Raw genomic sequence first — 24,075 nt, 5'->3', positions numbered from 1 at the left:
GGCGGTGACTTTACCGCCAAGATGGCGGCGTTACGTAAACCGTACCTCAATTAGCAATTAGCAATTAGCAATTATAAAATAACCCTAACTTACCCGTTCCGCCAATTCTAACCAACGTTCAGTACCAATCTCAATCGCATGGGTTAATTCTGCTAAACGATCGGAAAGTTTCTGTACCTCTGTGAAACCACCAGGGGGATTTTGATAAAGTACCTTCTCAATTTCTGCTTTTTCAGCCTCCATCTGGGGAATTTCTATCTCTAGTTTCTCATATTCACGCTTTTCCTTAAAAGAAAGTTTGCCAGTTTTAGCAGTTATAGTCGATGTAGAAACAGAGGCTTCTGCTTTTTGCTTTGAGTCTTTAACTTGAGATGCTAAAAGTTTAGCTTCAGCTTCTTCTTCCTGCTTTTTATAATCTAAGTAGATTGAATAATTCCCAGGATATAAGCGCAGAGTTCCCCCCGGTTCAAAAGCGAAAACCATGTCAATTGTGCGGTCAAGAAAATAGCGATCGTGGGATACTACAATTACACAACCATTGAAATCTTCCAGATAGTCTTCTAGTACCGCCAAGGTTTGCACATCTAAATCATTTGTGGGTTCATCTAAAATCAACAAATTCGGCGCACTCATTAACACCCGTAATAGAAACAACCGCCGCCTTTCACCACCAGAAAGTTTATGAATCGGCGCATATTGTTGATTAGGTTCAAACAAAAATCGCTCTAACATTTGCGAAGCAGTAATAATACTACCATCTGCTGTTGTCACCAATTCTGCCACACTTTTCAGATATTCAATTACTCGTTGATCTTCATTCATTAGTAGATCGTCTGAGTGCTGATCGAAATACCCAATATGGATAGTAGAACCAATTTCTACCGTACCAGAATCTGGCTTTACCCGTCCGGTAATAATGTCCATCAGAGTAGATTTGCCCGCACCATTACTGCCAATAACACCAATGCGATCTTCTGGAGTAAAATTGTAAGTAAAGTCTTTAATTAGAGTGCGATCGTTGTAGCCTTTGCAGATATTTGTAAGCTCAACAACTTTCTTGCCAATACGACGGCCCGCAGTAGAAATATCAACTTTTCCCTGAGCTTTTTTGAACTCCTGTTCTTGCATTTCCTGAACGCGATCGATCCGGGCTTTTTGCTTGGTACTCCGAGCTTTTGGCCCTTTTTTCAACCATTCCAATTCTCGCCGCAATACGCCTTTATATTTACGCTGGGTACTACTTGCTGATTCCTCCGCTGCGGCTTTTTTTTCTAAGTAGTAAGCATAGTTACCAGAGTAAGCATAAAGATCTCCGCGATCTATTTCTAAAATCCGATTAGTTACCCGATCCAAAAAGTAGCGATCGTGAGTGATTAGTAATAATGCACCTCGGTAACGATTTAAATAGTTTTGCAACCACTCAACGGAGAGTGCATCAAGGTGGTTTGTGGGTTCATCCATTAGTAAGACATCGGGTTCTGATAAGAGAGCCGTTGCGAGGGCAATTCGCTTGCGATAGCCGCCAGAAAGGTCACTAATTTTGGCTTCAAAATCATCAATTCCTAATTTACTAAGAATGAGTTTAGCATCAGTTTCTAGTTCTAAAGCGCCGAGTTCTTCCATGCGTTGAAAAACGATGGAAAGACGCGCCATGAGTTTTTCCGTGTCGCCATGTCCATGAGTTAATTTATCAGAAATTTCTTCATATTCGCGGACAATAGCCATTTTTTCGCCGCTATCTGCAAAAATTTGTTCTAATACAGTATGGTTTTCATCTAAATCTGGCTGTTGAGGTAAGTAGGCAATTTTTGCACCGGAATTTACCCAGATTTCGCCGCTATCAATGGGTTCTAATCCAGCTATCATTTTCAGTAATGTGGATTTCCCGGAGCCGTTTGTGCCAATCAGGCCGACTTTATCGCCTTCATCGAGGCTAAAGCTGGCATCTTTGAGGATTTCTTTGATGCCGAAGTCTTTGTTGAGCGATCGCAGTGTAAAGAGTGTCATAAGTACAGGGTATCTACCAGTTATCTAGTTTAACGCTGTATTGGCTCGGAATGTAGGATTGAGTCAGGCAAGGTGCAAAAGTGAGTCGAGCTTGACATATCAAGGCTTTGGAAATCTTTGGAAAACCAAGGTTGGAAGGCACTTCTCAGACTACTAAATAAAATAAATTAATTGTGGAGGGATTTAGCTCTTGACTTGAGCCTTCTTTTAAGAAATTGCAGCCAGACTTTCGGCGGGAAAAGCTCCCAAATTTGCCAAACTGTTTGGTCGGCATTATTAAAAGCTGAAGCTGGTATTTCAGTATTTTTAAATAATACGTTGTTCCCGAAATAGCCAATCGCTTTAAAGTTTGGGAGTAAAGCATTTATCTGTTCAAGCGTGATTTGTCCCTCATAAAGTTCGTCATCTTCATACTCTGTATAAAAATATTTGGTATAAGACAAGGTTTTAAATGCTCCTTTAATCAAGTTTTCCTCCGCACCTTGTACGTCAGCCCAAATCAAGTCAATTTCATCGATAGGATTTTCTTCAAACCAACTATCTAACCTGCGCGTTGGCACTATAACTTTATTTTCAAACTTACACCAAGGATGCACTTCTAAATGATTTTTTGGTGTTTTCAGCGAAGAGGATTGCAGCCACTCTGAATATTCATTAAACCCTTCATAGGAACCACTGCTCTGATAAAATTCTGCTTCTCCATCTACATCTGATATCGCGATTTCATATAATTTGCATCGGGGATCTTTCACTTGACTTTTATGTACTTCTAGGCAGCGAGGATCGGGTTCAAAACAATATAATTGAATCTGGGCAAATTCTCGAAGGAAAGCTATGCTATCTTCGCCGGTAGATGCCCCAATTTCTAAAACTACCGGATTATTCTTTTGGAGTAGCTTCCTAACGGTTTGTTTTTTCATCAGAATTATTTAAGGAAGAAAGAAGAAGACTTATACCGCAATGGTTTTATTCATTAATTATATCCTATCGCCAAGAATACTGAGTAATGCTACTCTAGTCTCAATACTAATCCTCAATACCCTTAACTTAATCAAACAAACAGGAGTCACAAACATGACCGCAAAGAAAATCTTAATGCTAGTCGGCGACTACGTAGAAGACTACGAAGTAATGGTTCCTTTCCAAGCACTGCAAATGGTCGGCCACGCAGTCCACGCAGTTTGTCCCGGTAAAACCGCAGGCCAAACTATTCGCACCGCTATCCACGACTTTGAAGGCGACCAAACTTATAGCGAAAAACCCGGTCACAACTTCACATTAAACGCCAATTTTGAAGACATCAATGCCTCTGACTACGATGCTTTAATCATACCCGGAGGTCGCGCCCCCGAATATATCCGCCTTAACGATAAAGTGCTGCAAATTACCCGCTACTTTGCGAATAATAACAAACCGATCGCATCCATCTGTCACGGATTACAAGTCTTAGCCGCCGCCGGCGTTCTCGAAGGTAAACGCTGTACAGCTTACCCCGCTTGCAGTCCCGATGTCCTCCGGGCCGGTGGGAAATATACTGAAGTTCCTGTCACCGAGGCCGTCGTTGATGGCAATCTCGTCACAGCCCCCGCCTGGCCAGCCCATCCTCATTGGTTGGCTGAATTTCTAAAGGTTTTGGGGACGCGGATCGAACACGCAGAAAGGGTAGCCGTGTAAGTTTAATGCCTTAGCCTAACCCACTGAAAGCATTCCCATTCATACCCCGATTTTAGAATTTCATAACTCCGTCTGGACGCTCGACCCCAGGCGGTTCAACTCCTAAGTCAGCACTCTTACTATACCATGAATTATCTTTAGATTGTCATAGATATAACAATCATTTAAAAATCTTTAAATTATAATTTAGATGTAGAACCACTCATCTAATCTCAGGAGAACTTCGCATGAGTCTGATCAAGCAGGTTGAAATCCGAGTTTTAGAATCAATCAAATCGGGAATGGCTGAATTTTATACACCCCAGTCCAGCAATGAAACGATGTTAGTGCAAATTCCCGCTCATGCACGCGACGACTTATTCGTTCACCACTTTCAAACAGACCAACTCCTTGTCGTGCGCGGTAATTTTGTGTTAGTCGTATTGCAGAACCGGAAATATCGCTATATTCCTCTGAGCGATCGCATTCCCGCACTTGTCACAATTCCCCCCGGAGTCCCTCATGGAGCATTAAGCTTTACCAGCGAACCTTGTTTACTTGTCAACGCAGTTTTACGTCATGGAAAAGCCGACTATCGCGATTATCGCCCCATGAAACCACCATTTCCTTACGACATAGCAGCAGCTCAAGCCATGTTTGACCATTTTACCTGTGCGGCATAATATGGCTATTTTGAAAATCAAAGTCAAACCCAACTCGAAACAACAAAATATTCACCAAGAACCCGATGGCAGCTTTAAAGTATCTCTCAAATCTCCCCCCATTGATGGCAAAGCCAATGAAGAATTAATCAAGTTATTGGCTAAAAAATTTGACGTGGCGAAATCTCAAGTCACTATCAAGTCAGGTTTGTCATCTAAAAATAAGCTTGTAGAACTACCTCTTCCCCTTTTGGAATAGTGGGAAACACAAGCAAATCTATCTAAAGGGGGAGGGAAACTAACTTATAACCTCTTAGGCTAGAATTTATAAAGTTTTAGGAACCCGTTATGAGTGTTGAGAATAGAGCTGAGGCAATTGCCAAGAATATTGAAGGCAAAGTACAAGAAGCCATTAGCGATGTCACGGGCAGCCAGAAAGATAAATTAGAAGGTCAAGCCAAGCAGGATGAAGCAGCAGTAATGCACCTGAAAGAAGACCTCAAAGAAAAAGCCAAAGATATTATCGATAGAGCCTAGATCCTTGCTTAAGTAATAAATATTTGGTAGCAGTGTTTTATCTAGTAGAGATTGTCAGAGCGAAGCAGTTGTAGCCACAAATGCAGATATCAACAACAAAATAACTGCAAAGTTGCTTAGTTCTAATCTGCGACAATGATTGGTTTTTCTCAACAGATAAAAATATTACTTGGCAACTATTCTAGACTCTTACCCGAAAGTTTCCTGCCTACTAAATCCAGCAAACAAAGAGTTTGCTGGACTTTTTTTATCGAGACTTAAATTAACAACATCCCCACCAACTTTCATAGTTAACAGTTATCCCTCTTCTGTCACTCTCCGGATTAAAGAAGTAAGAAATAAGCCCAGATTAAGCAGAATTTTTTAAATGTTGAGGATTCATTAAGTCAAGAGCCACAGCAATTATAGTGTCAACCAATTTAGTGGTGGTTGGGGAAAACTGTCGCAACAAAGATTTAAGCTGAGACCACCATAATTTAATCGGATTAAAATCAGGAGAGTAGGGGGACAAACTACGACACTGATGCTTGCCTTCTAAAAGTCTAATGTAGAGAGCATCAACTTCGGAATCATAACTAATCTTCATAAACTTTTACCTCAAAAATAAAAAGTATACACTGTGATAACGACTAACTCAGTATCAGTCTCGGCAACAATCGGTGCTACTTTCTTCAGAGAGTAGAACTTACCCTGCCAATCATCATTATACTGAAAAGTAGCTTGATATTTATACCTACCATTTTTGGTTCTTCCGTACTTAGTATGCTAATTTATTGAGTTCAAAGCTCAAAATGCTTGCGTACCATCCTATAAGGATTTCGAGAGCCATTTTCACTTTTATCAAACAAAAATTGCCTTTAATCAATGCTATACATGGCTTTTAGCGGTTTTGACTGATACTTTAGCATACTAAGTACGGAAGAACCCATTTTATTGCCAAATCTTTAAGCCATCAAGCTTGATGGATTGGATCGCTTTTTGACGGAGGTCGTAACTGTAGGGCTTGGGCATGGGTTTCGCTCCGGCACAGCCGGAGCAAGATTAAGAGATACTTTCAGTATAGGGCTTAACCGCCTTGGCGGTTGCTATAACAGTTAACAGTTAACGGTTAACCATTACCCAATTTAAGAATCTGAGCCGTAACCGCCAAACCTTCCTCGTAAAGCATATCCCGACCCCAGCGCTGTAAATGCTGAGAAAGTAACTGCTCCGTCTGCTGGTCAAATAGCGGCGTGACCTGATTAATCCGGCCAGTCTGAGCTCCGCCGTGAGACTCCATCCGCATACACCCCCCCGTTTCCGAGCAAAGCACCGTACCGCAGTCAGCCTTCTCATTCGTAGAGCCCAAACGCAGAGCAATTAAATCACCCTGGATATCACCCGTATCAGCAGTAGGAATAGCGGCCAACTCCGCCTCTATCTGCCGACCTTGGGGCCCTGCGAATTTAATCCGCTTAATTTGGTAGTCGCCATCTTCTTGCTGAGAAGAAAGCGGATGCCACTGCAAGCGAGAAGCCAACCAGCCCAAAAACATCAGCGCTTGACTAGAATTTCCCTTTTCATAATCAATCGTCACCAGATCAATTTCCTCAATAGCAGCGCGACGTTCCGGCGGATCAAAAGCCTCAGCCGTCAACTCTTGCCAGGGAGACAGCCTACGCCAATTGAGGTCAGCAATGGGAATTCCCTGGTCTTTGAGGTTTTGCATTTCCAGTAATTCTGTTTCTGGATCGGCAAAGCAACTAGAATCTACAATCACCGAACTGCTAGCAGCAGCTAGCCGCTGGAACAAAGCCAGATCCGCATCCGGTGTCGCCTTCCACCAGAGGAACTTCGGCAAATCCTCAATCATCAGAGCCGAAACAATAGCACTTGCCCGTTCCAAAGCCGCCTCCGCACCCCGGAGCGTTATATATTCGCAGCAAATTAAGGTACTGCTACTGCGCTTGTGAACGGGACAATAAGCCGAGACTTGAGCAGTAACGCCGCGATCTTCCCCCGCAGTCGGGCACAGGGCAATAATCCGACAGGGATTAGCCGCCGCGATCGCATCTGCTATACCCGTCCCACTCGCATTTAAACTACTGCTAGCAGCCACAGATCCATCTTGCAAGCCCTCATTTAAGGTTTTCTTAGTAAATTCTTCCCGCAGCCTGTCGAGCAATTCTGCGTTAGTTTTGCCAGTTCTCGGCATTCCGTAAGCCTTTTGAGCCGCCCTGACTCCAGACGCAGTTAGGGGGCCAGTAATTCCATCAATCGGCCCTGAGTAAAACCCCAAAGCAGCTAATAACTGCTGAGTTTCTTCGGGTTCATAAACCACAAAAGTAAAGGTTGTTGCCCTAGTAGCAACAGGAAAATCACCATTATCTCCAGTTTCTCTGTAACTTTCCCAAATCTGGCTCAGTTCTGCCTCTATCTGATCGATAGAAACATCTTTAGGCGCTTGCAGTGAAACAATTGGAGGAGCTTTAATCGGTGTCATTGTCATAGGTTTTGCATCCTTATTTACTTACTAATTGCTAATTAGTTAACAGTTAACAGTTAACTGTTAACTGTTAACAATTAGCCATTTCTAGACTCTGCGCCACCGGCGGCCATCTCTATTAATTAGCTGTTCTGCTTCCGTCGGCTCCCAAGTACCCGCCTCGTATTGGGGAACGAGAGATGGGTCAGTGGGAGACTCCCAAGCCGTAAGTGCCGGTGTTACCAAACGCCAAGCTTCCTCTACTTCATCAGCACGGGTGAACAAAGTTTGGTCTCCCAGCATACAATCCACCAACAATCTGTCGTAAGCGTCGGAAGAAGTCACCCCAAACGAAGAACCGTAGCTAAAATCCATATCCACTGTGCGCGTCCGCAAATCTGGCCCCGGTCTTTTACCCTCAAAGCGTAGCGAAATTCCCTCATTGGGGTAAACCCGCATTGTTAGTACGTTGGGACTAGCTTGCTGCGCCGCCGACTGAAAGATTAACAGCGGTACTTCCCGAAACTGGATCGCAATTTCGCTGATTTTCTTCGGCAATCGCTTCCCAGTTCGTAGGTAGAAAGGAACACCTTGCCACCGCCAGTTATCGACCATAAACTTCATCGCCACGTAGGTAGGTGTCCCAGAGTTGGGATTTACCCCTGGTTCCTCCCGATAACCGGGGACAGGTTTACCCTTCATCCAGCCAGCAGAATATTGACCCCGAACTGCTGAAAACTCTAGGTTATTCACATCAGCTAAGCGGCTTGCTTGGAGTACCTTCAGCTTTTCGGTGCGGATACTATCAGCATCTAGGGAATTTGGGGGTTCCATCGCTGTTAGACAGAAAATTTGCATCAAGTGGTTTTGCAACATATCTCGCAAAGCACCCGCTGATTCGTAGTAACCGGCCCGGTCTTCTACGCCTACAGTTTCCGCCACCGTGATTTGTACGTGGTCAACATAATGGCGGTTCCACAGTGGCTCAAAAATGGCGTTGGCAAACCGGAAAACCATTAAGTTCTGAACGGTTTCTTTACCTAAGTAGTGGTCGATCCGATAGACTTGCTGTTCGGTGCAAACATTCTGCACTACTCGGTTGAGGGCTTTGGCGGAACTTAAGTCTCGACCGAAGGGTTTTTCGATAACTAGACGCTGCTTACTGGGGTCGCTTAACATTCCCGCCGATCCCAATTGTCTAATTGCTTCTGGGAAAAAGTTGGGAGAAACGGAGAGGTAGAAGACGCGATTGCCCCGCGTCCGCCTCTTTTCGTCGAGTTCAGCTAGGAAAACTTTTAATTTTTCATAACTTTCGGGGTTATCAATGTCGCCGGGAAAGTAGTACAAGCCTTGAGCGAAGTCTTTCCAGAAGTCTTCAGGGCCGATACCGCCGCCAAATTCCTCAATGCCTTCTCGCATTTGTTCGCGGAAATAGTCGTGACTCCAAGGACGACGAGCGACACCGACTACAGTAATTTCGGGGGGCATTCGGCGATCGCGTTTCATTTGATAAATCGCCGGTACCAGTTTACGCTGCGTCAAGTCTCCAGAAGCTCCGAAGATTACCAGAATTTGGGGATCGGGCATTCGTTCTTGGCGTAGGCCTACCCGCAGGGGATTTTCTAATAGCGTTACCATCTACTTTTTTGCTCCTTCAATAGCTTCTAGTCTTGCTAAGACGGCCTGATAATTGGCGGTCATTTCTGCGAGTTGTTGGGTTAGAGAATTGACTTGAGACTTAAGATCGTTAATTTGTCCCTCGTATTCAGCCTTGACTTCAGCCCGAATTTGCTCAGTAAGTTCAGCTTTGACTTCCTCCCTAATTTTCACCCTCTCAGAAGCTAGGCGAACTTCCCAATCAAGATCCCGTTGTCGGAGTTCAGCTTTTAGCTGCCGATTTTCAGAGCGCAACTTCTCCAATTCCAAAGCAACCGCAGCCGAACGGCGATCCCTTTCTATGTTCTGGTGCTTGATTTGATCCTTAAGCCGTTGATTCTCGGAGCGTAACTGATCTAATTCTGAAGTAGTTTTAGAACCCCGTCCCGTCTTTTCTGAACCGACGCGCTCTTCAACGAGACGCTGAACGGCTGCACCACTAGGGATGCCATTGCGTGACGACTCCACAGCCTCTTGCCAAATTGACCGTTGTAGTTCTGGGGGCAGTCCCGTCAGCGGACGGACTTGACGTTCACTGGTAGGATTTTGAGCGCCATTGGCGCTCAAATTTTCTATTACCCGCGCCGCAGCAATAAATTGATCGGCTGTCCGTCTGGCTATAGCCCACTTCTCCCGACAATAAGCCTCAAAAGTTTTGTGGGTTTCCCGGTAGAGTTTATTTTCCCGAATCTCATCCAGGGCTACCCCAACCTCGTAAAAGGTCTGAAGCCCTTGTTCTACAACGGATTCTAATTCTTGAAGCCTTACCCGTTCTTCGGTATTAAGTTCGGTATCGGCATACTCGGTTTCAGGTACAGCATGGTTCGTAAACATGACAATTCCTCAGCAAAGAGAGCGATAAAATTCAGAAGTCAGGAGTTATAGCTAGGGGCTAGGGGCTAGGGACTAGGGGCTAGAGGAAGAGAGTTAAAGGGGTAATGGTGGTGAGTTTGGTATCTCTTACTATTTTCTATCCTGACTCCTGAATGCTTCTGCCTCAGCGATTACAGTTCCCAAAACTAAACGGCGGCCAACCGTTGCACCTTATCTTCCAAGGATTTCATCAGGGATTGGAAGGGTTGCACGAATTTGTCAATGCCATCTAGGAGTAAGTCTGTCATTACTTGGTCAAGGTTGATGTTGATGTCGGGATCTGTGAGACTTTCAACCACGTTGTAAGCTTCCTGAACGTTACTCTCGATCCGAGGTGCAACATCGCAATGATCGAAACAGGCTTCAATGGTGGCCGGTGGTAAGGTGTTGACGGTTTCGGGCCCCACTAATTCATCTACATACATGACATCGCTGTAAGCTGGATTTTTAGTTCCAGTGGATGCCCACAATAACCTTTGCACTTTTGCGCCTTTGGCTGCTAAGGCTTGCCAGCGATCGCTCGCAATAATCTCTTTATATTTCTGGTAAGCGATTTTGGCATTGGCGATCGCGATTTTCCCCTTTACCGCCTCCAGCTTGGCTTTGAGCGAGATATCGGTTACACCTTTGAGTTTCTGGTCAATCTGAGCATCAATGTTGCTATCAATTCGACTCAGGAAGAAACTCGCAACGGAGGAAACCTTGCTGACATCTCCACCTTTGGCGGCAAAAGCTTCCAAACCCCGAATGTAAGCCCAAGCGCTATTAACATAGCTTTCCACCGAAAACAGCAGCGTCACGTTGACATTGATGCCTTCACCAATTACTCGTTCCACCGCCGGTAAGCCTTCTGTGGTTCCGGGAATTTTAATCATCACATTCTCTTTGCCGATCGCCTGATAATACCGTAGAGCTTCGCTGATTGTACTTTCTGTATCATTGGCGATCGTTGGTGGCACTTCAATGCTGATGTAACCATCTAAACTCTTTGACTTTTGATAAACTGGGCCGAAGATGTCGCAAGCGTGACGGATATCCTCAAACACCAGAGACTCGTAAATTTCCAGCACCGATTTCTTGGCGCGGATGCCTGCTTCGATATCAGCATCGTAGATCGCATTACCTGCGATCGCCTTCTCAAAAATCGCTGGATTAGAAGTAATCCCCCGCAACCCCCGGCTCTCAATCATTTCTTTGAGTTCCCCTGACTCAATCAGATTGCGAGTCAAGTTGTCCATCCAAATGCTTTGACCGAGTTCTTCAATTTCTAACAGATGATTCATTGTTTCACTCCTAATTTGTTAATTGTTAACAGTTAACAGTTAACAGTTAACGGTTAACTGTTAACTGTTAACCATTACTTAGTCAATGGTTTTCAGAGCGCAAGTGCTCTTTAATAAACGACTTAACCAGCTCTACATCTTCTTTGCTGCCGATAATCAAGGGGGTGCGCTCGTGCAGTTTTGTCGGCACCACATCCATAATGTCCTCAGTTCCCGTACTTGCCAGTCCACCTGCTTGCTCGATCAAAAAAGCTAAAGGAGCCGATTCGTACAGCAAGCGTAATTTACCCTCCGGTTTCTTGACAGTTCCAGGATACAAAAACACGCCACCTTGCAGCAAAATTCGGTGAAAATCGCCCACCAAAGCTCCACCGTAGCGGGCCGTATAACCTTCGTGACGATGTACGTAGCGAATGTAATCCCGAATTGATTCCTCCCACTGCCAAAAATTGCCTTCATTTACGCTGTAAATCGGGCCGTGATCTGGAACCTGGATATTTTCGCTCGATAAAATAAACTCCCCCAAACTAGGGTCAAGGGTAAACGAGTGAACTCCCTTACCGATAGAATAAACTAGCATCGTGCTGGGGCCGTAGAGGACATAGCCCGCAGCAATCTGTTTTCGCCCCTCTTGCAGCAAATCGAGGGCTAATCCATCTTCATCGCTTCCTTCTTGCTGACGGATGGAGAAAATAGAACCGACATTCAAATTAATGTCAAGGTTGGATGAGCCATCGAGGGGATCGTAAAGTAGGCTGTAGCGTCCCAGGGGACAATTTTCGGGAATGTAATAAGGTTTTTCCATTTCCTCGGAAGCTAGGCGACAGACTAGGCCGCTTTGCTTGAATACCGAGATAAATACCTCGTTGGCATAAAGATCCATCTTTTTGACGGATTCTCCTTGAACATTCACCGCTCCAGTAAACCCCAAGGCATCTTCCATCAATCCAGCTCTGCTGAGTCTGCGGGCGATGAGTTTACCGGCGAGGGCAATTCTATTCATCAGAGCGCTAAGATCCTGAGCGTCTGCTGAGAAGCTGTGAAGTTGCTCTAAGACGTGACGCGATAGAGTTGTGCATTCGCGGTCTAAGGATTCTACCTGTTCGCTCGCACCCAGGTGGGTTTCCCCTTTCTGTGCGTTCACCATAATTTTGATATCCTCCCTGTCTAGTAGCTCTCAGTTTGGGTAAGCAGGCTTGAGCTCTGCTCTTAAGAGCGGATTCTCTCTAACTTCTATATTAGGAATGCTTTTCTAAAAGGTGGCTGAACTTTAGGGTAACTTTAGATCCGAGGTTGTTCCCTGGCCCCCAGTGGGTGTTCGGGGCGCTGTTGGGTTTTTGCGGTATGGGTGATGGGCGATGGGAGAAGGAATTAAATTCAACTTACTGCTAGAAGCTCATTCAGCTTATTTTTTAAGTCTGGGGATGACATTAATGGATTATAGATTTCCCCCTCGTAGGGTTGCCAAATATAACTAGAACTAAAGGTTCGGAAAAGTGGTAATATTTCTAGTCCATGAGTAAGTTCTTTGGCTAAAACTAATCCGGGAAGAGATAAATTAGGCAAATCTTCCATAAGTTCACTATAGGTTCTAAATTCATCAACTTCAACACCCACCAAAGCATAACGAAACGAAGGAGCAAACCGGAGAGTTTGATAGAATAAAATCCCTAACTCTGTCATTACGTAAGCACTTTCTGGGCTGTCTATTCCTAGTTCACTAATATTATTGGGATAAACGCGACACCACCAATTTTGTGAACTATCTTGAAAAGTGTCTGTGCGACATAGGCATTGGCGACCATTTGAGAGTATCCATTCTCTTCCCTCAAAGTGTTGAGCAAATTTATTGACATTGCTTTGATCGGAGCCACACTCTGCCGATAAACTGAATATCCACGCCATTGTTATAGACTCCTATGATATATGAGGTTAATCAACTCTTTCCCAATCATTTTGGGTGTTTGCTAATGCTGTCTCGTACCTTTCCAGAGACATTGTAACTCTTGGTAAGATGCTAACGTGCGTGGGGCTATATTGGACAGCTTGCAAATCTCCCATAATGTTTTTGTCATCAATTTGCCATATAGGGTCTTTTCCAGTTCCACCAAATTTTGCCGGTCATAAAAAGCTTCCTTCCCAGATTTTGGGAGCAGGGGGGCAAAAAGACAAATTTTGCCTAAGTTCATGCTAAACTGAGCAGTGGTATATTTATTAGCGCCAGGGATGTGAGACTCAATATGGATTTAACTACTGTAGCGATTGTGCTATTGGCTAACTTGACCCAAAAACTGAAAACTCTTGTTGTAAACAAAACACATCGAATTTGCCAGTTAGTATTTACCATTTTGTTAACATTTATTTTGGCTATTACAGGTATAGCTATCCCTGGAATTACGATCAGATCAGCTTGGGCAGATGAAGTACCATCACTAAATCAAATTTTATCCCTAAAACAAGTAAAAGATATCTTGAGGACTTCAAAAAATATTGCCTCTACTTTTATATCTACTATAACTTCTGGTAGTTCTTTTTTCCCAGATGTTAACTTGAACAATAATGGCAATATTCTCTTAGGAAAAAATACTACTAATAACTCTTTATTGGATAATGTTAATTTATATAGTTCTTTAATCGGTGGGATTAGCCTATTAAATTTAACTGGAAGTTCTTTCGGAATATTTAATTTTTTTGTAACAATTAAAGAATTTAACTTTATTCAAATTAATGTTAGCCAAGATAAAGAATTATATGAGGCAGTTAAAGTGTTTAATCAGGGAGTAGAAGCGGCTAAAGTAGGTGATTACTCAAAAGCATTATCTTACTATAGCGAAGCTCTGAAATTAGATAATAATTTTGCTGAAGCATTTGCAAGCAGAGGTCGCGCCTATTCAGAATTAGGAGATGATCAGATCAATCTGCCAATAATTGAAGAAGCAAAAGCTTTTAAATCTCAACATTTTGCTTTAGATAACTATAGTAGTGCGCTAAAAGCAACTCCTAAATTTGTTGCTAATCAAAATAGTTATGTAGAACCTTTAGTTGGACGAGCGCTAGTTTATATTAAGCTTGGTGACTTTCAATCAGCTTTTAATGATTTAACTGAAGCAATTAACCGCAATCCTGAATATTACGATGCTTATTTAGCTAGGGCACCGATATATCTAGTCAGTGGAGATGTTCAGAATGCAATTAAAGATTTGAACAGCGCATTATCTAAATATCTTGATTATCCCGTTGCTTTTATTATGCGAGGTTCTATACTGGGAGAAAAAGGAGAATATAAAGCAGCAATCAAGGATTTTACGAAAGCAATTGAAAGCAAGCAACAAGATGCTGAAAATTATCGTGCTGATGCTTACTATAAACGAGGTTTAGCTTACTTAAATTTGAAACAATATCAAAAAGCGATTGATGATTTTAAAGAAGCTACAAAACGCTCACCTAATTACGTTGAGGCTTATTATAACTGGGCAGTGGCATTAGCTAATTTCGGGAAATATCCAGAGGCGATTAACAAATGTAATCAAGTAATCAAACTTAATCCCAACTACAACCAAATTAGCAACCAATCATGTATTCCTATGCTTAGTTTGAATCATTCAGGCGTAGTGGCAGGAGTTCAGGCAGTAGCTATTAGTCCTGATGGCAAGATTATAGCCAGTGGTAGTGATGATTCAACGATCAAACTATGGGATATCAAAACTGGAAAAGAACTAAAAACTTTTTCGCATCCTTCATCGTTGACAAATAATTCGATTCAGTCAATTGCCTTTAATCCTAATGGTAAAATTATTGCCAGTGGTAGTAGTGACTCAACTGTGAAAGTATGGGATATAACGACAGGGGAAGAAATTAAGACTGAGCAAATGAAACATTCCAATCAGGTTACATCTATTGCTTTCAGTCGAGATGGTGAAGTTATAGCTAGTAGTGGAAATGACAAAACTATTAAATTATGGGACTGGAAAACAGGCAAAAATATACTCACATTTCCCGCACAGTCGAACGAGATTAAATCTCTTGCCTTTAGTCCAGTTGATGAAGTTATTGCTAGTGGAGGATGTGACAAAAATGTGAAGTTATGGAATTGGAAAAAAGGAAAGGAATTTCGCACTTTAGAAGGACATAAAGAGTGTGTACGGGCTTTCACCTTTAGCCCAGATAGTCAAATTTTAGCTAGTGGTAGCGATGATAATAATATTATTATTTGGAATTGGCGAACTGGAAAGCCAATTGATGAGATTTTTGGTCATACTGACAATGTAACAGCGCTGGCTTTTAGTCCTGATGGTAAAACTCTTGCTAGTGCTAGTGATGACAAAACTATTAGACTGTGGGATGTAGAAACTGGTATGGAAATGCGTGTATTTTTTGGGCATCAATCATACGTTGAATCAGTTGCTTTTAGTCCAGATGGCAAAACTCTGGTAAGCGGAAGTTATGACAAAACTGTTAAGGTGTGGCAGATACCATAGTGGTTAATTTTAGTTTAAATATAAAAAAATTATTCCTAAGAAGATAGGAGCGCGATCGCCATCCAGCGGGTGTAGCGATCGCCCATGATTTATAGCTTTAATTTCATTCTTTTGGCAAATTTGGATCTTCGCGACAAGTCGAGAGTGGTAATGCTTCGCCACCTTGAATCATGGTAATCCTCATCCGATTACTATCTGTTGACACATTTAAACAAGCACACCCATATCCGTGATAACCATTGGTTTTAACATATTCCTTTTCGTCACTAGGAAGATTATCCATTCCTCCGGCTTGATATCCCCCTTGGCTGGAAATAAGCCAAGTACCATCTCTGTCTCTTAAATACCAATTTGCCGGCGTGGGATTTGCCAACCATCCACACCTAGTTTCTATAGCCTTAACAGGCAAAGCTATGACAGAAATAAATGAGATAATAGCCAGTATAAGTAAGCTTCTTTTCATAACTCTAATCATCCTCTCAAACTGCTCCCAAGGCGACCAACTACATCATTAAACGTCATCATTTACTAACCCTCGCGATACTGAGCTAATTTTAATCATGCCATAGCAACGCCCCAACTCACCGAAACCAACCTCCACCAAACCCTGCAACTCCTCTGCATCGACAGCAGCAAATTCGATAACCGCGATAACCCCGCCGCCGACATCTACCTGCAACTCGTCAAAAAACACCACTGCCCCAAATCCACAGAAGTTACACCCCGCACCCTCACCAACCTCAAAATCTACGTAAGAAACCGGGTTTCTGCGACAATTTTTGCGGCCTACCCAAGATTAAATTAAGAAACCCGGTTTCTGTTCTGGGGAAAAACACCCAATTTTTTATGTTTCCACCTCATCTATTTTCCTAACTCTACGTTCTATCACCCCCGGATCAACACCATAATAATAAGCAGCTTCAGACATATCCATTCTCAGTAATTTTTCATCTCCCAACTCTTTGATCTCTGTAGGTTTAACCGGATTCACATTCAAAGCTTCAACAATCTTTGATGCTACTACCTTTGCTAAAAGTGGCGGAACTGAGTTTCCCACTTGTCTAAATCCATGCCATTTTGTCACATGAAATCTAAACCAATCAGGATAAGAATGCAGCCGTGCAGCTTCTCTAACAGTAATACATCTCGGAGTATATGGATGAATCGGTCTAGGAGAAGTGAAAGCACCTCTATTACTTGCAGTTCCAGCTCTCAATGTATTACAAACTCCATCAAAATCTAGTTTGTGAAAACGGCTGATTGGTTCCACTTTTCCCGGTTTAGTGAAGGCAAATCTTTCTTTCGATTCCGCATTATGTTTTGTTCTTAAACTTGATGTTAATAGCCTTTTATTGTAAATTCTTTTGTAGGAGTAATCGCTATCTACTGAAGAAATACCGCGAAGTATTTTACCATAATCACTAGCTTTACCGTAATCGTCCTCAGAAATTTCTACCCAATCTTTTTCTAACAATTCTATATAATTTTCCACTTGCGGCAAATCTCGCAGAGCATCCCACACATTCGGACTATCTGGTAATTCAGAATGAGAGGCTTTTCTACTTGCAGGTTTAGTAAATGCTTGGGGATAAGTTGGTAAATTCAAATCATTTCGACATCCTAATAAAAATAATCTTTCGCGTTTTTGTGGTACTCCATATTCAGCAGCATTGAGTATCTGATAATTTTCTTCTATTTGATAACCATTTCCCCTAAATTCATTAATTATTTCGGCAATAAAATTTTTGTGATGTCCGATGGCCATACCCCCCACATTTTCTATTACAAAATACTTAGGATTCAATTCTATAACTAACCGGATAAATTCAAAAACCAGCGAATTTCTAGGATCTTCGAGGGAACGTTTACCAATTAATGAAAAACCTTGACAGGGCGGGCCCCCAAAAACTACATCAATTTCTTGATCGCCAATGGCTGATTTTTGTCTGATTTCGGCTCCAGTTATATCAATAATACTCTGACAAAATACAGTCCAAAAGGGAAAATTATATTGATGAGTAGCACAATGAATCGGGTCAATTTCAATTGATGCTAGTACATCAAAACCTGCTTGTTCAAACCCTAAAGTCATACCGCCTGCGCCGCAAAAAAAATCAACGCCAATGGGTCGATATTTAAGCGGATTATTTTCAACCATTAGTGGATTAAATATTAACGATTACAGAAATTATAATTTAGCTGTTTAGCCAAGACTATTAATTAGGATTTGAAGAATAGAATCAGCGGCGCGATCGCAGACTCCCACTCCTCCTAAACTTTCTCTCATTTCCCGATAATCTGCTAGCATTTGTCTCCGTCTCTCAGGGTTGACAAGCAGTTCCATTGCTTGAGATACTATATTCTCAGCAGTCGCTTGTTCTTGCAGTAACTCTGGCACAATTTCCTTTTGGAGTACCAAATTGGGCGGCGACATAAAGGGGATAGAAAACTTAAGAATTTTGCGGGCAAGCCAATAAGTTATGGGGTTGACGCGATAGATAGCAATTTGAGGAACGTTAAGTAAAGCTATTTCTAAATTAACTGTACCAGATTTAGCGATCGCTAAGTCAGCAGCCGCCAAAATTTCGAGAGTTTGACCATCTAAAAGGGTCGCTTCCAAGCCATAATCCTCAATAGCCTGTTGAATTGGCTGACGAAGCGCTTCCCTAGATAAAGGAATCCAGAAATGAACTTGAGGTAGTTTATTCTGGATAATTTGAGCAGCCTCAAATATTGCCGGCATTAGATACTTAATTTCTTGCTGTCGGGAAGCGGGAATCAGTGCGATCGCCACTTCTTCCTCCTCAATCCCCAAACTAGCGCGGGCACTTTCCCGACTAGGTGCACTTTCCATCCGATCCGCCAAAGGATGTCCAACCCAAGAGACATTGGCCCCTAGCCTTTGAAAATAATCCGCTTCCTCCTGGAAAATGGCCAGAAATTGGTCTGCGATCGATACAATTCGCGCCGTATCCTGCCAAGGGGGAGACCAAACCCAAACTTGAGGTGCAATATACCAGATAATTGGCACCTTTGGCCAACGACGGCGGATATAACTACCAATACTAAGATTGGGGCCCATGTAGTCAATTAATACGACTAAATCCGGCGGGTTTATTTGTAGGTATTGTTTAGCTTGGCGCTGAAGTTGGAGAGTTGGCAAAATGTAGGGCAATGATTCTAAAATGCCGACTGAGCCAATACCCGCAGTATCACCTAAAATGTTAGCGCCAGCATTAGCCATGCGCGAGCCACCTAATCCGACAATTTCTAAGTCTAAGTTATTTACAGCAGCTTGGCGCTTGAGACTTTGAGTTAACAAAGACCCTTGTAAATCCCCTGAAACTTCGCCAGTGCTAATAAATATCCGCGCCATTAATTTATTTAGAAATAAGGGTTAACAGTTAACCGTTAACAGTTAACAGTTAACCGTTAACAGTTAACTATTTATTCATCTTCATGCTTTTTTTTCATACCCGGAGTCGGGCCACGTCTGCCAACGGTAATAGATTCTTGGAAGAAGTGTTGCAAGTGTTGCAAATGTTCATTTTCTGGCAATAAACTGAACTGCTCCAAAGCTTCATTGAGACTATTTCCAGAACGGTAAAGAATGCGAAATACCTTTTTCAAAATGTGGTAATCTGCCTCTGTTAAACCTGCACGTTTGATGCCGACCGAGTTAAGCGATCGCACCCTTGCCGGATTCCCCTCTACTAGCATAAAAGGCGGCACATCTTGAGAGATCCGGCTCATTCCTCCGACCATTGCCATTTTACCAATCCGAGCGAACTGGTGAATCCCCACCATTCCGCCAATAACCGCCCGCGATTCAATGTGAACGTGGCCTGCCAGACTTACAGAATTAGAAATCACCACATTATCTTCGATCGCGCAGTTGTGAGCTACGTGGACGTAAGCCATCAGTAAATTGCCATTGCCGATCGCAGTATACTCACCTGCTTGAGTTGCGCGATTAATTGTTACATACTCCCGAATTCGGTTGTCGTCGCCAATTTTTACCCAACTTGGAGCGCCGTCATATTTCAAATCTTGAGGTTCCAAACCGATAGCCGTTCCTGGGAAGATTTGATTGCGAGCTCCTATTTCCAGCGGCCCTTCCAATACCGCATGAGCGCCAATTGTTGTATCTTGGCCGATTTTAACTCTTTCCCCAATTACGGAATATGCTCCCACCTGCACAGTGGGGTGCAGTTGAGCGGCGGGATGAATCACAGCCGTTGGGTGAATCAGGGTAGGCATTTGTCAATTTTTAGCTGTTTATTGTTAACTGTTAACTGTTAACTGTTAACTGTTGACTGTTAACTGTTAACTGTTTTTTGTTTATTGTTGACTGTTGACTGTTGACTAATGGCGATTAAGAGCTAAAAATTACCAGTTAACGGTTAACGGTTAACTGTTAACAGATTTAATCAACGATTGAGAACATCAGTTCTCCTTCACAAACTCGTTGACCGTCAACTTCAGCACGAGCCTGGACTTTACCAAAGCGACGGCGTTTGACACAGAGTAATTGTACAGTCATTACCAAGCGATCGCCTGGTACAACGGGACGGCGGAACCGGACTTTATCAATGCCGGCAAACATAAATAATCCTTGCTCAACGTCGGGTAACTGAGAGAGTACCACGCCGCCAACTTGAGCCATTGCCTCCACAATTAACACCCCAGGCATAATCGGACGACCGGGGAAATGCCCTTGAAAATGTGGCTCGTTAAAAGTGACATTTTTAATGCCAACTGCCCGTTCCCCCGGTACGTATTCTACTATCCTGTCTACCAATGCAAAGGGATAGCGGTGGGGCAATAGTTTATGAATTTCTTCAGCAGTGAGAATCGGTTTAGTAGCAGTTACCTGACCATTTTGGGTGTGGACAGGTTCGGCAGTAGAGGCAGTGGTTGTGTTTGCGTCAGTCAGCGTGGACATTGCTTGGGGGAGTAGTGAAGTGTTTGCCGGACAGGAAGAGTGGGATCGCCTTCGTTCTTAAGTTACTGATATCGCGGCTCATTGCTGAGAGCTGATAGCTTTGGCTAGTTGGACGTGGAGGTTGTGGCTGGCTTTGTAGGCCAGGTAGTGAGCTTGAGGCAAGGTTCCCAACAAACTCAGATCCCCTACTAAGTCTAAAATTTTATGACGGACTGGTTCATTTGGAAATCTTAAGGGTGGATTGAGCCATCCAGTGCGATCGCAGACAAGGGCATTATCAAGGCTACCACCTTTGATTAAACCTGCTTGCCGTAGTTGATCTATTTGATGGGCAAGGGCGAAGGTGCGAGCGGGGGCGATCGCCTCTTCAAAACTTTCTACCTCTGGCGACCAACTGTACCATTGATTGCCGATCGCGGAGATATCAAAATCAATTCCATAGCTAAAACGAGTAGACGGCGATGGTAAGGCGGCGGCGAAGGCATCCCCTTGGTGAACCCAGATGGGGCTGTTAACTGTTAACTGTTGACTGTTAACTGTTAACTGTTGACTGTTAACTGTTAACTGTTGACTGTTAACTGTTAACTGTTGGCTGTTGACTGTTAACTGGGAAGAGGTTTCTGTTTGCCGATCGCTAACGGGGACTAATCCGACGGAAGCGATCGCCTCTACCCAATTTTGGGCTGAACCGTCTAGCAAAGGGACTTCGGGGCCGTCGATTTCAATGTGAGCGTTGTCAACTCCCATAGCGGTTAAAGCTGCCAATAGATGCTCTACAGTACGGACGGCCGCGTTTCCGTTGCTTAGTTCAGTTGAGAGAGTGGTTTGACTTACTGTTTCTAGTCGCGCTGGAATTATGGGAGAACTGGGGAGGTCAATGCGAACAAAATAGCGTCCTGCATCTGCGATCGCAGGTAAAACTCGGACGCTCACCTGCACGCCGCTATGTAGACCAATCCCCGACATTTGAAATTCGTCTGCTAAAGTGTACTGTTTGTCAACAGACATAATTGGTAATTGGTAATTGGTAATTGGTAATTGGTAATTGGTAATTGGTAATTGCTAATTGCCAATTGCTAATTGCTTACCCAAAAATATCTGTAACGCCGCCCTCTGGGCGGTAAAGAAACCGCCCAGAGGGCGGCGTTACGCAAAGTCTGCGTAAGTCCTATTGCTGATTTAGTGAAAACCAACAACTAACAACTAACAACTAACAACTAACAAATTTAGAACCTTTCACCAATTCCAAAGTGTAATCTGCTACCACCATCTACATTAAATCCATAATCTATTCTGATCGGGCCCAGAGGAGATTGAATCCGCACACCAAAACCAGCTCCTACACCGCTTCCAGGCTTACCTCTGACACCTGCGGGATCGCCCGGAACACTGCCACCAGTACCCAGATCGCTAGCCGCATCGACAAACAGGGCTCCACCGACAAAAGAAATAATCGGGAAGCGATACTCAGCGGTAGCTTGGATAAAACTGCGACCGGCACCAACGTCTCCTTCATCGTAGCCTCGGACAGAATTAGCGCCGCCAAGGGCAAAAGCTTCATAAGGAGGTAAATCGCCCAAAATCGTACCAGCTTGAACGTTAAAAGCTAGAGTTTGAGGGCCTGTGGCAAAGCGAGTGTAACGTACTGGGAGGTAATAACTGTAGCTGCCTCGAATGCGGTTAAACAAGATCGCTCCCGATCCTACTGGCACAGACTGTTCCATTCCAAAGCGCAGCACTGAACCGCTAGTGGGGCGCAGAGGATCGTTACGGCGATCGCGTACAACTCCTGCTTGTAGTGTCAACAAATCATCAGAACCAGAATTACTAAAACTCAGCTTGTTGCCATCTTCGTCCCGCGATCTAACATTGCCATTGCGATCGCGAATTGATACCCGCTGATACTGAAACCCAACAGAAGCCACCCACTCAGAATCAGCAAAAGGATTTCGTTCCAGAGGGCGGGTAAAACTCAATCCGCCGCCAGTACGAAGAATACGAGGGCGATCGCCATTTGGCAAGCGTACCTCATTGTCCCCACCATCAAAAATCACACTAATCGATCGACGGCGGAACGCATTCACAGTATAAGAAGTACGATAGGGATCGCCAGCAATCCAGGGGTCAGTAAAGCTGACATCAAACAGCGTTGCTCTTTCCCCTATTTGCAACTCAGCCCCTAACCGCTGGTTATTTCCACCCAGATTTTGTTCCTGGTAACTGATGGTACCAAACAGCCCAGTAGCAGAACTCAGCCCTGCACCTGCCGCCAGAGAACCGGTATTCTTTTCAATCACATTCACGATTACCCGTGCCTTACGGGGGTCTGTAGCACCCGGTTCTAGGGCAAGGCGCACGTCTTCAAAAATCCCCAAACCAAATACTCGCCTGAGATCCCTTTCAGCTTTATTTCTATTAAAAACTTCCCCTGGCTTGAGTTCCACCTCGCGGGTAATAATAAACTCGCGAGTATTGCCTTTAATCGGTTGCCCCTTAGCATCTGTTGCCTCACCCTCCTTATTCAAAAAGCGGACTTCTACTGCTTCAACTATGCCTTCTGCTACTTGTAGCGTCACATTACCGTCATCAGACACCTGGGGCGCATCTGTCACCTGGCCCAAAACATAGCCATTGTCTTGATACCACTTATTGATTTTTTTCACTCCCTCCTCAAATTGCCGAAGGTTGAGAATTTTGCCGTATTGATCGCGAAAGGCTTCGTCGATCGCGCTTTGTGGTAGAACTTGCTGGCCAGTGATTGTCACTCCCCGCAGTATGGGGTTTGCCTGGACGATAAAGGTTACTCGTACCCCCAAAGGGGTATCCTCCGGTACAGCCCGGACATTTCTAAAAAAGCCAGTAGCAAAAATCGCGTTAATGTCTTGTTGTAGCTGGGCTCTGGTTGTGGTGCGCCCTGGTTGAGTGCTGATGACTCGGTAGACTTGATCTTCGAGTTCACCTTCTACCCCGCTGACAACAACTTCAGCAACTAACACTTGGGAATCCGATTGCCCTGTAGGAGGTGCCGGTGTTGTTCTTGGTATTGGTGGCGCTTGAGGGGCTTCTAGGGTTGGTGCTGGGATTTCTACTGGGGGGGTGGGGGACTCTGGAGCGGGGTTATCGGACGGCGATGGAGCTTGGGCGATATCCCTGGGAGAATGGGGGACGTAGCCTACAGGTGTGCCGTCTAATGCAGGGTTTCGCTTGGGTGAAGTGGTATTCTCCAAGCCTCGATTTGATGTGGTTTCGCTTTGTTTAAATTGATATGTTTCGCTATTCTTGGTCAGTTTTTGCTCTTGGTTAGATTGAGAGATTTTTGTTGAATCTCTTGCTAGTTTGGTTTTACTTTCTTCAATCCAACCAATTGTATTTTCCGGCTTGCTTGGACTCTTTTCTAGCAAAAATATATCGTTGTTTTCGCCTTTGTCACTGACAACAAAGTTTTCCAAAAAAGTCGGGTATTTACTAGCCTGCAATGACTTTTTGGGAGCTTTTTTGAATATTACCTCTCCTGGTT

The 24,075-nt window shown here is 43.8% G+C and carries 23 protein-coding genes; 5 read left to right on the top strand and 18 right to left on the bottom strand.

All coding sequences use genetic code 11. The annotated features are described in order from the left end of the window. Positions 1-84 precede the first annotated feature (84 nt). On the bottom strand, positions 85-2,007 hold the full coding sequence (locus tag PY364_RS27010) for an ABC-F family ATP-binding cassette domain-containing protein (protein WP_275570802.1): 1,923 nt from the start codon (positions 2,005-2,007) through the stop codon (positions 85-87). Between the two features lie 167 nt (positions 2,008-2,174). Next, positions 2,175-2,927 carry an FkbM family methyltransferase gene (locus PY364_RS27005; RefSeq protein WP_275570801.1) on the bottom strand — a complete coding sequence of 251 codons (753 nt, stop codon included), beginning with the start codon at positions 2,925-2,927 and terminating at the stop codon, positions 2,175-2,177. 154 nt (positions 2,928-3,081) lie between these two features. Here PY364_RS27005 and PY364_RS27000 point away from each other — a divergent pair, with 154 nt between their 5' ends. The 4 genes from PY364_RS27000 to PY364_RS26985 all read left to right on the top strand — a co-directional run bounded on the left by PY364_RS27000 (position 3,082) and on the right by PY364_RS26985 (position 4,859). Continuing rightward, positions 3,082-3,681, top strand: coding sequence for a DJ-1/PfpI family protein (locus tag PY364_RS27000; protein ID WP_275570800.1), 600 nt, complete (start codon positions 3,082-3,084; stop codon positions 3,679-3,681). A 227-nt stretch (positions 3,682-3,908) separates the two neighbouring features. After that, complete coding sequence (locus PY364_RS26995; RefSeq protein WP_275570799.1) at positions 3,909-4,343, top strand: dTDP-4-dehydrorhamnose 3,5-epimerase; 435 nt, start codon at positions 3,909-3,911, stop codon at positions 4,341-4,343. 1 nt (position 4,344) lies between these two features. Continuing rightward, positions 4,345-4,581 carry a DUF167 domain-containing protein gene (locus tag PY364_RS26990; RefSeq protein ID WP_275570798.1) on the top strand — a complete coding sequence of 79 codons (237 nt, stop codon included), beginning with the start codon at positions 4,345-4,347 and terminating at the stop codon, positions 4,579-4,581. Positions 4,582-4,670: 89 nt separating this feature from the next. After that, positions 4,671-4,859: a CsbD family protein gene (locus PY364_RS26985; RefSeq protein ID WP_275570797.1), complete on the top strand. Its 189-nt coding sequence runs from the start codon at positions 4,671-4,673 to the stop codon at positions 4,857-4,859. Between the two features lie 349 nt (positions 4,860-5,208). Here PY364_RS26985 and PY364_RS26980 read toward each other — a convergent pair whose 3' ends face one another. From PY364_RS26980 to PY364_RS26945, 8 genes are all read right to left on the bottom strand, one after another. Continuing rightward, positions 5,209-5,445: a DUF2283 domain-containing protein gene (locus tag PY364_RS26980; RefSeq protein ID WP_275570796.1), complete on the bottom strand. Its 237-nt coding sequence runs from the start codon at positions 5,443-5,445 to the stop codon at positions 5,209-5,211. 522 nt (positions 5,446-5,967) lie between these two features. Next, positions 5,968-7,347 carry a glucose-6-phosphate dehydrogenase assembly protein OpcA gene (opcA, locus tag PY364_RS26975; protein ID WP_275570795.1) on the bottom strand — a complete coding sequence of 460 codons (1,380 nt, stop codon included), beginning with the start codon at positions 7,345-7,347 and terminating at the stop codon, positions 5,968-5,970. Positions 7,348-7,431: 84 nt separating this feature from the next. Continuing rightward, on the bottom strand, positions 7,432-8,961 hold the full coding sequence (gene zwf, locus PY364_RS26970; protein ID WP_275570794.1) for a glucose-6-phosphate dehydrogenase: 1,530 nt from the start codon (positions 8,959-8,961) through the stop codon (positions 7,432-7,434). After that, positions 8,962-9,813 carry a hypothetical protein gene (locus tag PY364_RS26965; protein WP_275570793.1) on the bottom strand — a complete coding sequence of 284 codons (852 nt, stop codon included), beginning with the start codon at positions 9,811-9,813 and terminating at the stop codon, positions 8,962-8,964. It abuts the gene before it with no gap. Positions 9,814-9,998: 185 nt separating this feature from the next. After that, positions 9,999-11,135: a transaldolase gene (tal, locus tag PY364_RS26960; protein ID WP_275570792.1), complete on the bottom strand. Its 1,137-nt coding sequence runs from the start codon at positions 11,133-11,135 to the stop codon at positions 9,999-10,001. Between the two features lie 82 nt (positions 11,136-11,217). Then, positions 11,218-12,282, bottom strand: coding sequence for a class 1 fructose-bisphosphatase (gene fbp, locus PY364_RS26955; protein WP_275570791.1), 1,065 nt, complete (start codon positions 12,280-12,282; stop codon positions 11,218-11,220). A 230-nt stretch (positions 12,283-12,512) separates the two neighbouring features. Beyond that, positions 12,513-13,040, bottom strand: a complete 528-nt coding sequence (locus tag PY364_RS26950) for a hypothetical protein (protein WP_275570790.1) — start codon at positions 13,038-13,040, stop codon at positions 12,513-12,515. Between the two features lie 27 nt (positions 13,041-13,067). After that, positions 13,068-13,196 carry a hypothetical protein gene (locus PY364_RS26945; RefSeq protein ID WP_275570789.1) on the bottom strand — a complete coding sequence of 43 codons (129 nt, stop codon included), beginning with the start codon at positions 13,194-13,196 and terminating at the stop codon, positions 13,068-13,070. Positions 13,197-13,375: 179 nt separating this feature from the next. Between PY364_RS26945 and PY364_RS26940 the strand changes: the two genes are divergently transcribed. Further along, positions 13,376-15,613, top strand: coding sequence for a tetratricopeptide repeat protein (locus tag PY364_RS26940; protein WP_275570788.1), 2,238 nt, complete (start codon positions 13,376-13,378; stop codon positions 15,611-15,613). A 103-nt stretch (positions 15,614-15,716) separates the two neighbouring features. Here PY364_RS26940 and PY364_RS26935 read toward each other — a convergent pair whose 3' ends face one another. From PY364_RS26935 to PY364_RS26900, 8 genes are all read right to left on the bottom strand, one after another. Continuing rightward, on the bottom strand, positions 15,717-16,076 hold the full coding sequence (locus tag PY364_RS26935; RefSeq protein ID WP_275570787.1) for a DUF4087 domain-containing protein: 360 nt from the start codon (positions 16,074-16,076) through the stop codon (positions 15,717-15,719). 48 nt (positions 16,077-16,124) lie between these two features. Further along, entirely contained in the window at positions 16,125-16,310 is a 186-nt protein-coding gene (locus PY364_RS26930) for a hypothetical protein (RefSeq protein WP_275570786.1), read from the bottom strand. Positions 16,311-16,457: 147 nt separating this feature from the next. Beyond that, positions 16,458-17,771 carry a DNA cytosine methyltransferase gene (locus tag PY364_RS26925; protein ID WP_275570785.1) on the bottom strand — a complete coding sequence of 438 codons (1,314 nt, stop codon included), beginning with the start codon at positions 17,769-17,771 and terminating at the stop codon, positions 16,458-16,460. Positions 17,772-17,816: 45 nt separating this feature from the next. Further along, positions 17,817-18,989 (bottom strand): lipid-A-disaccharide synthase, encoded by a 1,173-nt coding sequence (gene lpxB, locus PY364_RS26920; protein ID WP_275570784.1) that lies wholly within the window; start codon positions 18,987-18,989, stop codon positions 17,817-17,819. Between the two features lie 71 nt (positions 18,990-19,060). Further along, positions 19,061-19,873, bottom strand: a complete 813-nt coding sequence (gene lpxA / locus PY364_RS26915) for an acyl-ACP--UDP-N-acetylglucosamine O-acyltransferase (protein ID WP_275570783.1) — start codon at positions 19,871-19,873, stop codon at positions 19,061-19,063. Between the two features lie 166 nt (positions 19,874-20,039). After that, positions 20,040-20,558 (bottom strand): 3-hydroxyacyl-ACP dehydratase FabZ, encoded by a 519-nt coding sequence (gene fabZ / locus PY364_RS26910; RefSeq protein WP_275570782.1) that lies wholly within the window; start codon positions 20,556-20,558, stop codon positions 20,040-20,042. A 78-nt stretch (positions 20,559-20,636) separates the two neighbouring features. Further along, a complete protein-coding gene (locus PY364_RS26905; protein ID WP_275570781.1) occupies positions 20,637-21,566 on the bottom strand; it encodes a UDP-3-O-acyl-N-acetylglucosamine deacetylase in 930 nt (309 codons plus the stop codon). A 218-nt stretch (positions 21,567-21,784) separates the two neighbouring features. Continuing rightward, complete coding sequence (locus tag PY364_RS26900) at positions 21,785-24,007, bottom strand: BamA/TamA family outer membrane protein (RefSeq protein ID WP_275570780.1); 2,223 nt, start codon at positions 24,005-24,007, stop codon at positions 21,785-21,787. Positions 24,008-24,075 lie beyond the last annotated feature (68 nt).

Origin of the sequence: Kamptonema sp. UHCC 0994 (genome assembly GCF_029167235.1) — a bacterium.
In the GTDB taxonomy this organism is placed as follows: domain Bacteria; phylum Cyanobacteriota; class Cyanobacteriia; order Cyanobacteriales; family Microcoleaceae; genus Kamptonema.
Note: the sequence above shows the minus strand (reverse complement) of the source record. Positions and strands in the feature narration are given on the sequence as shown.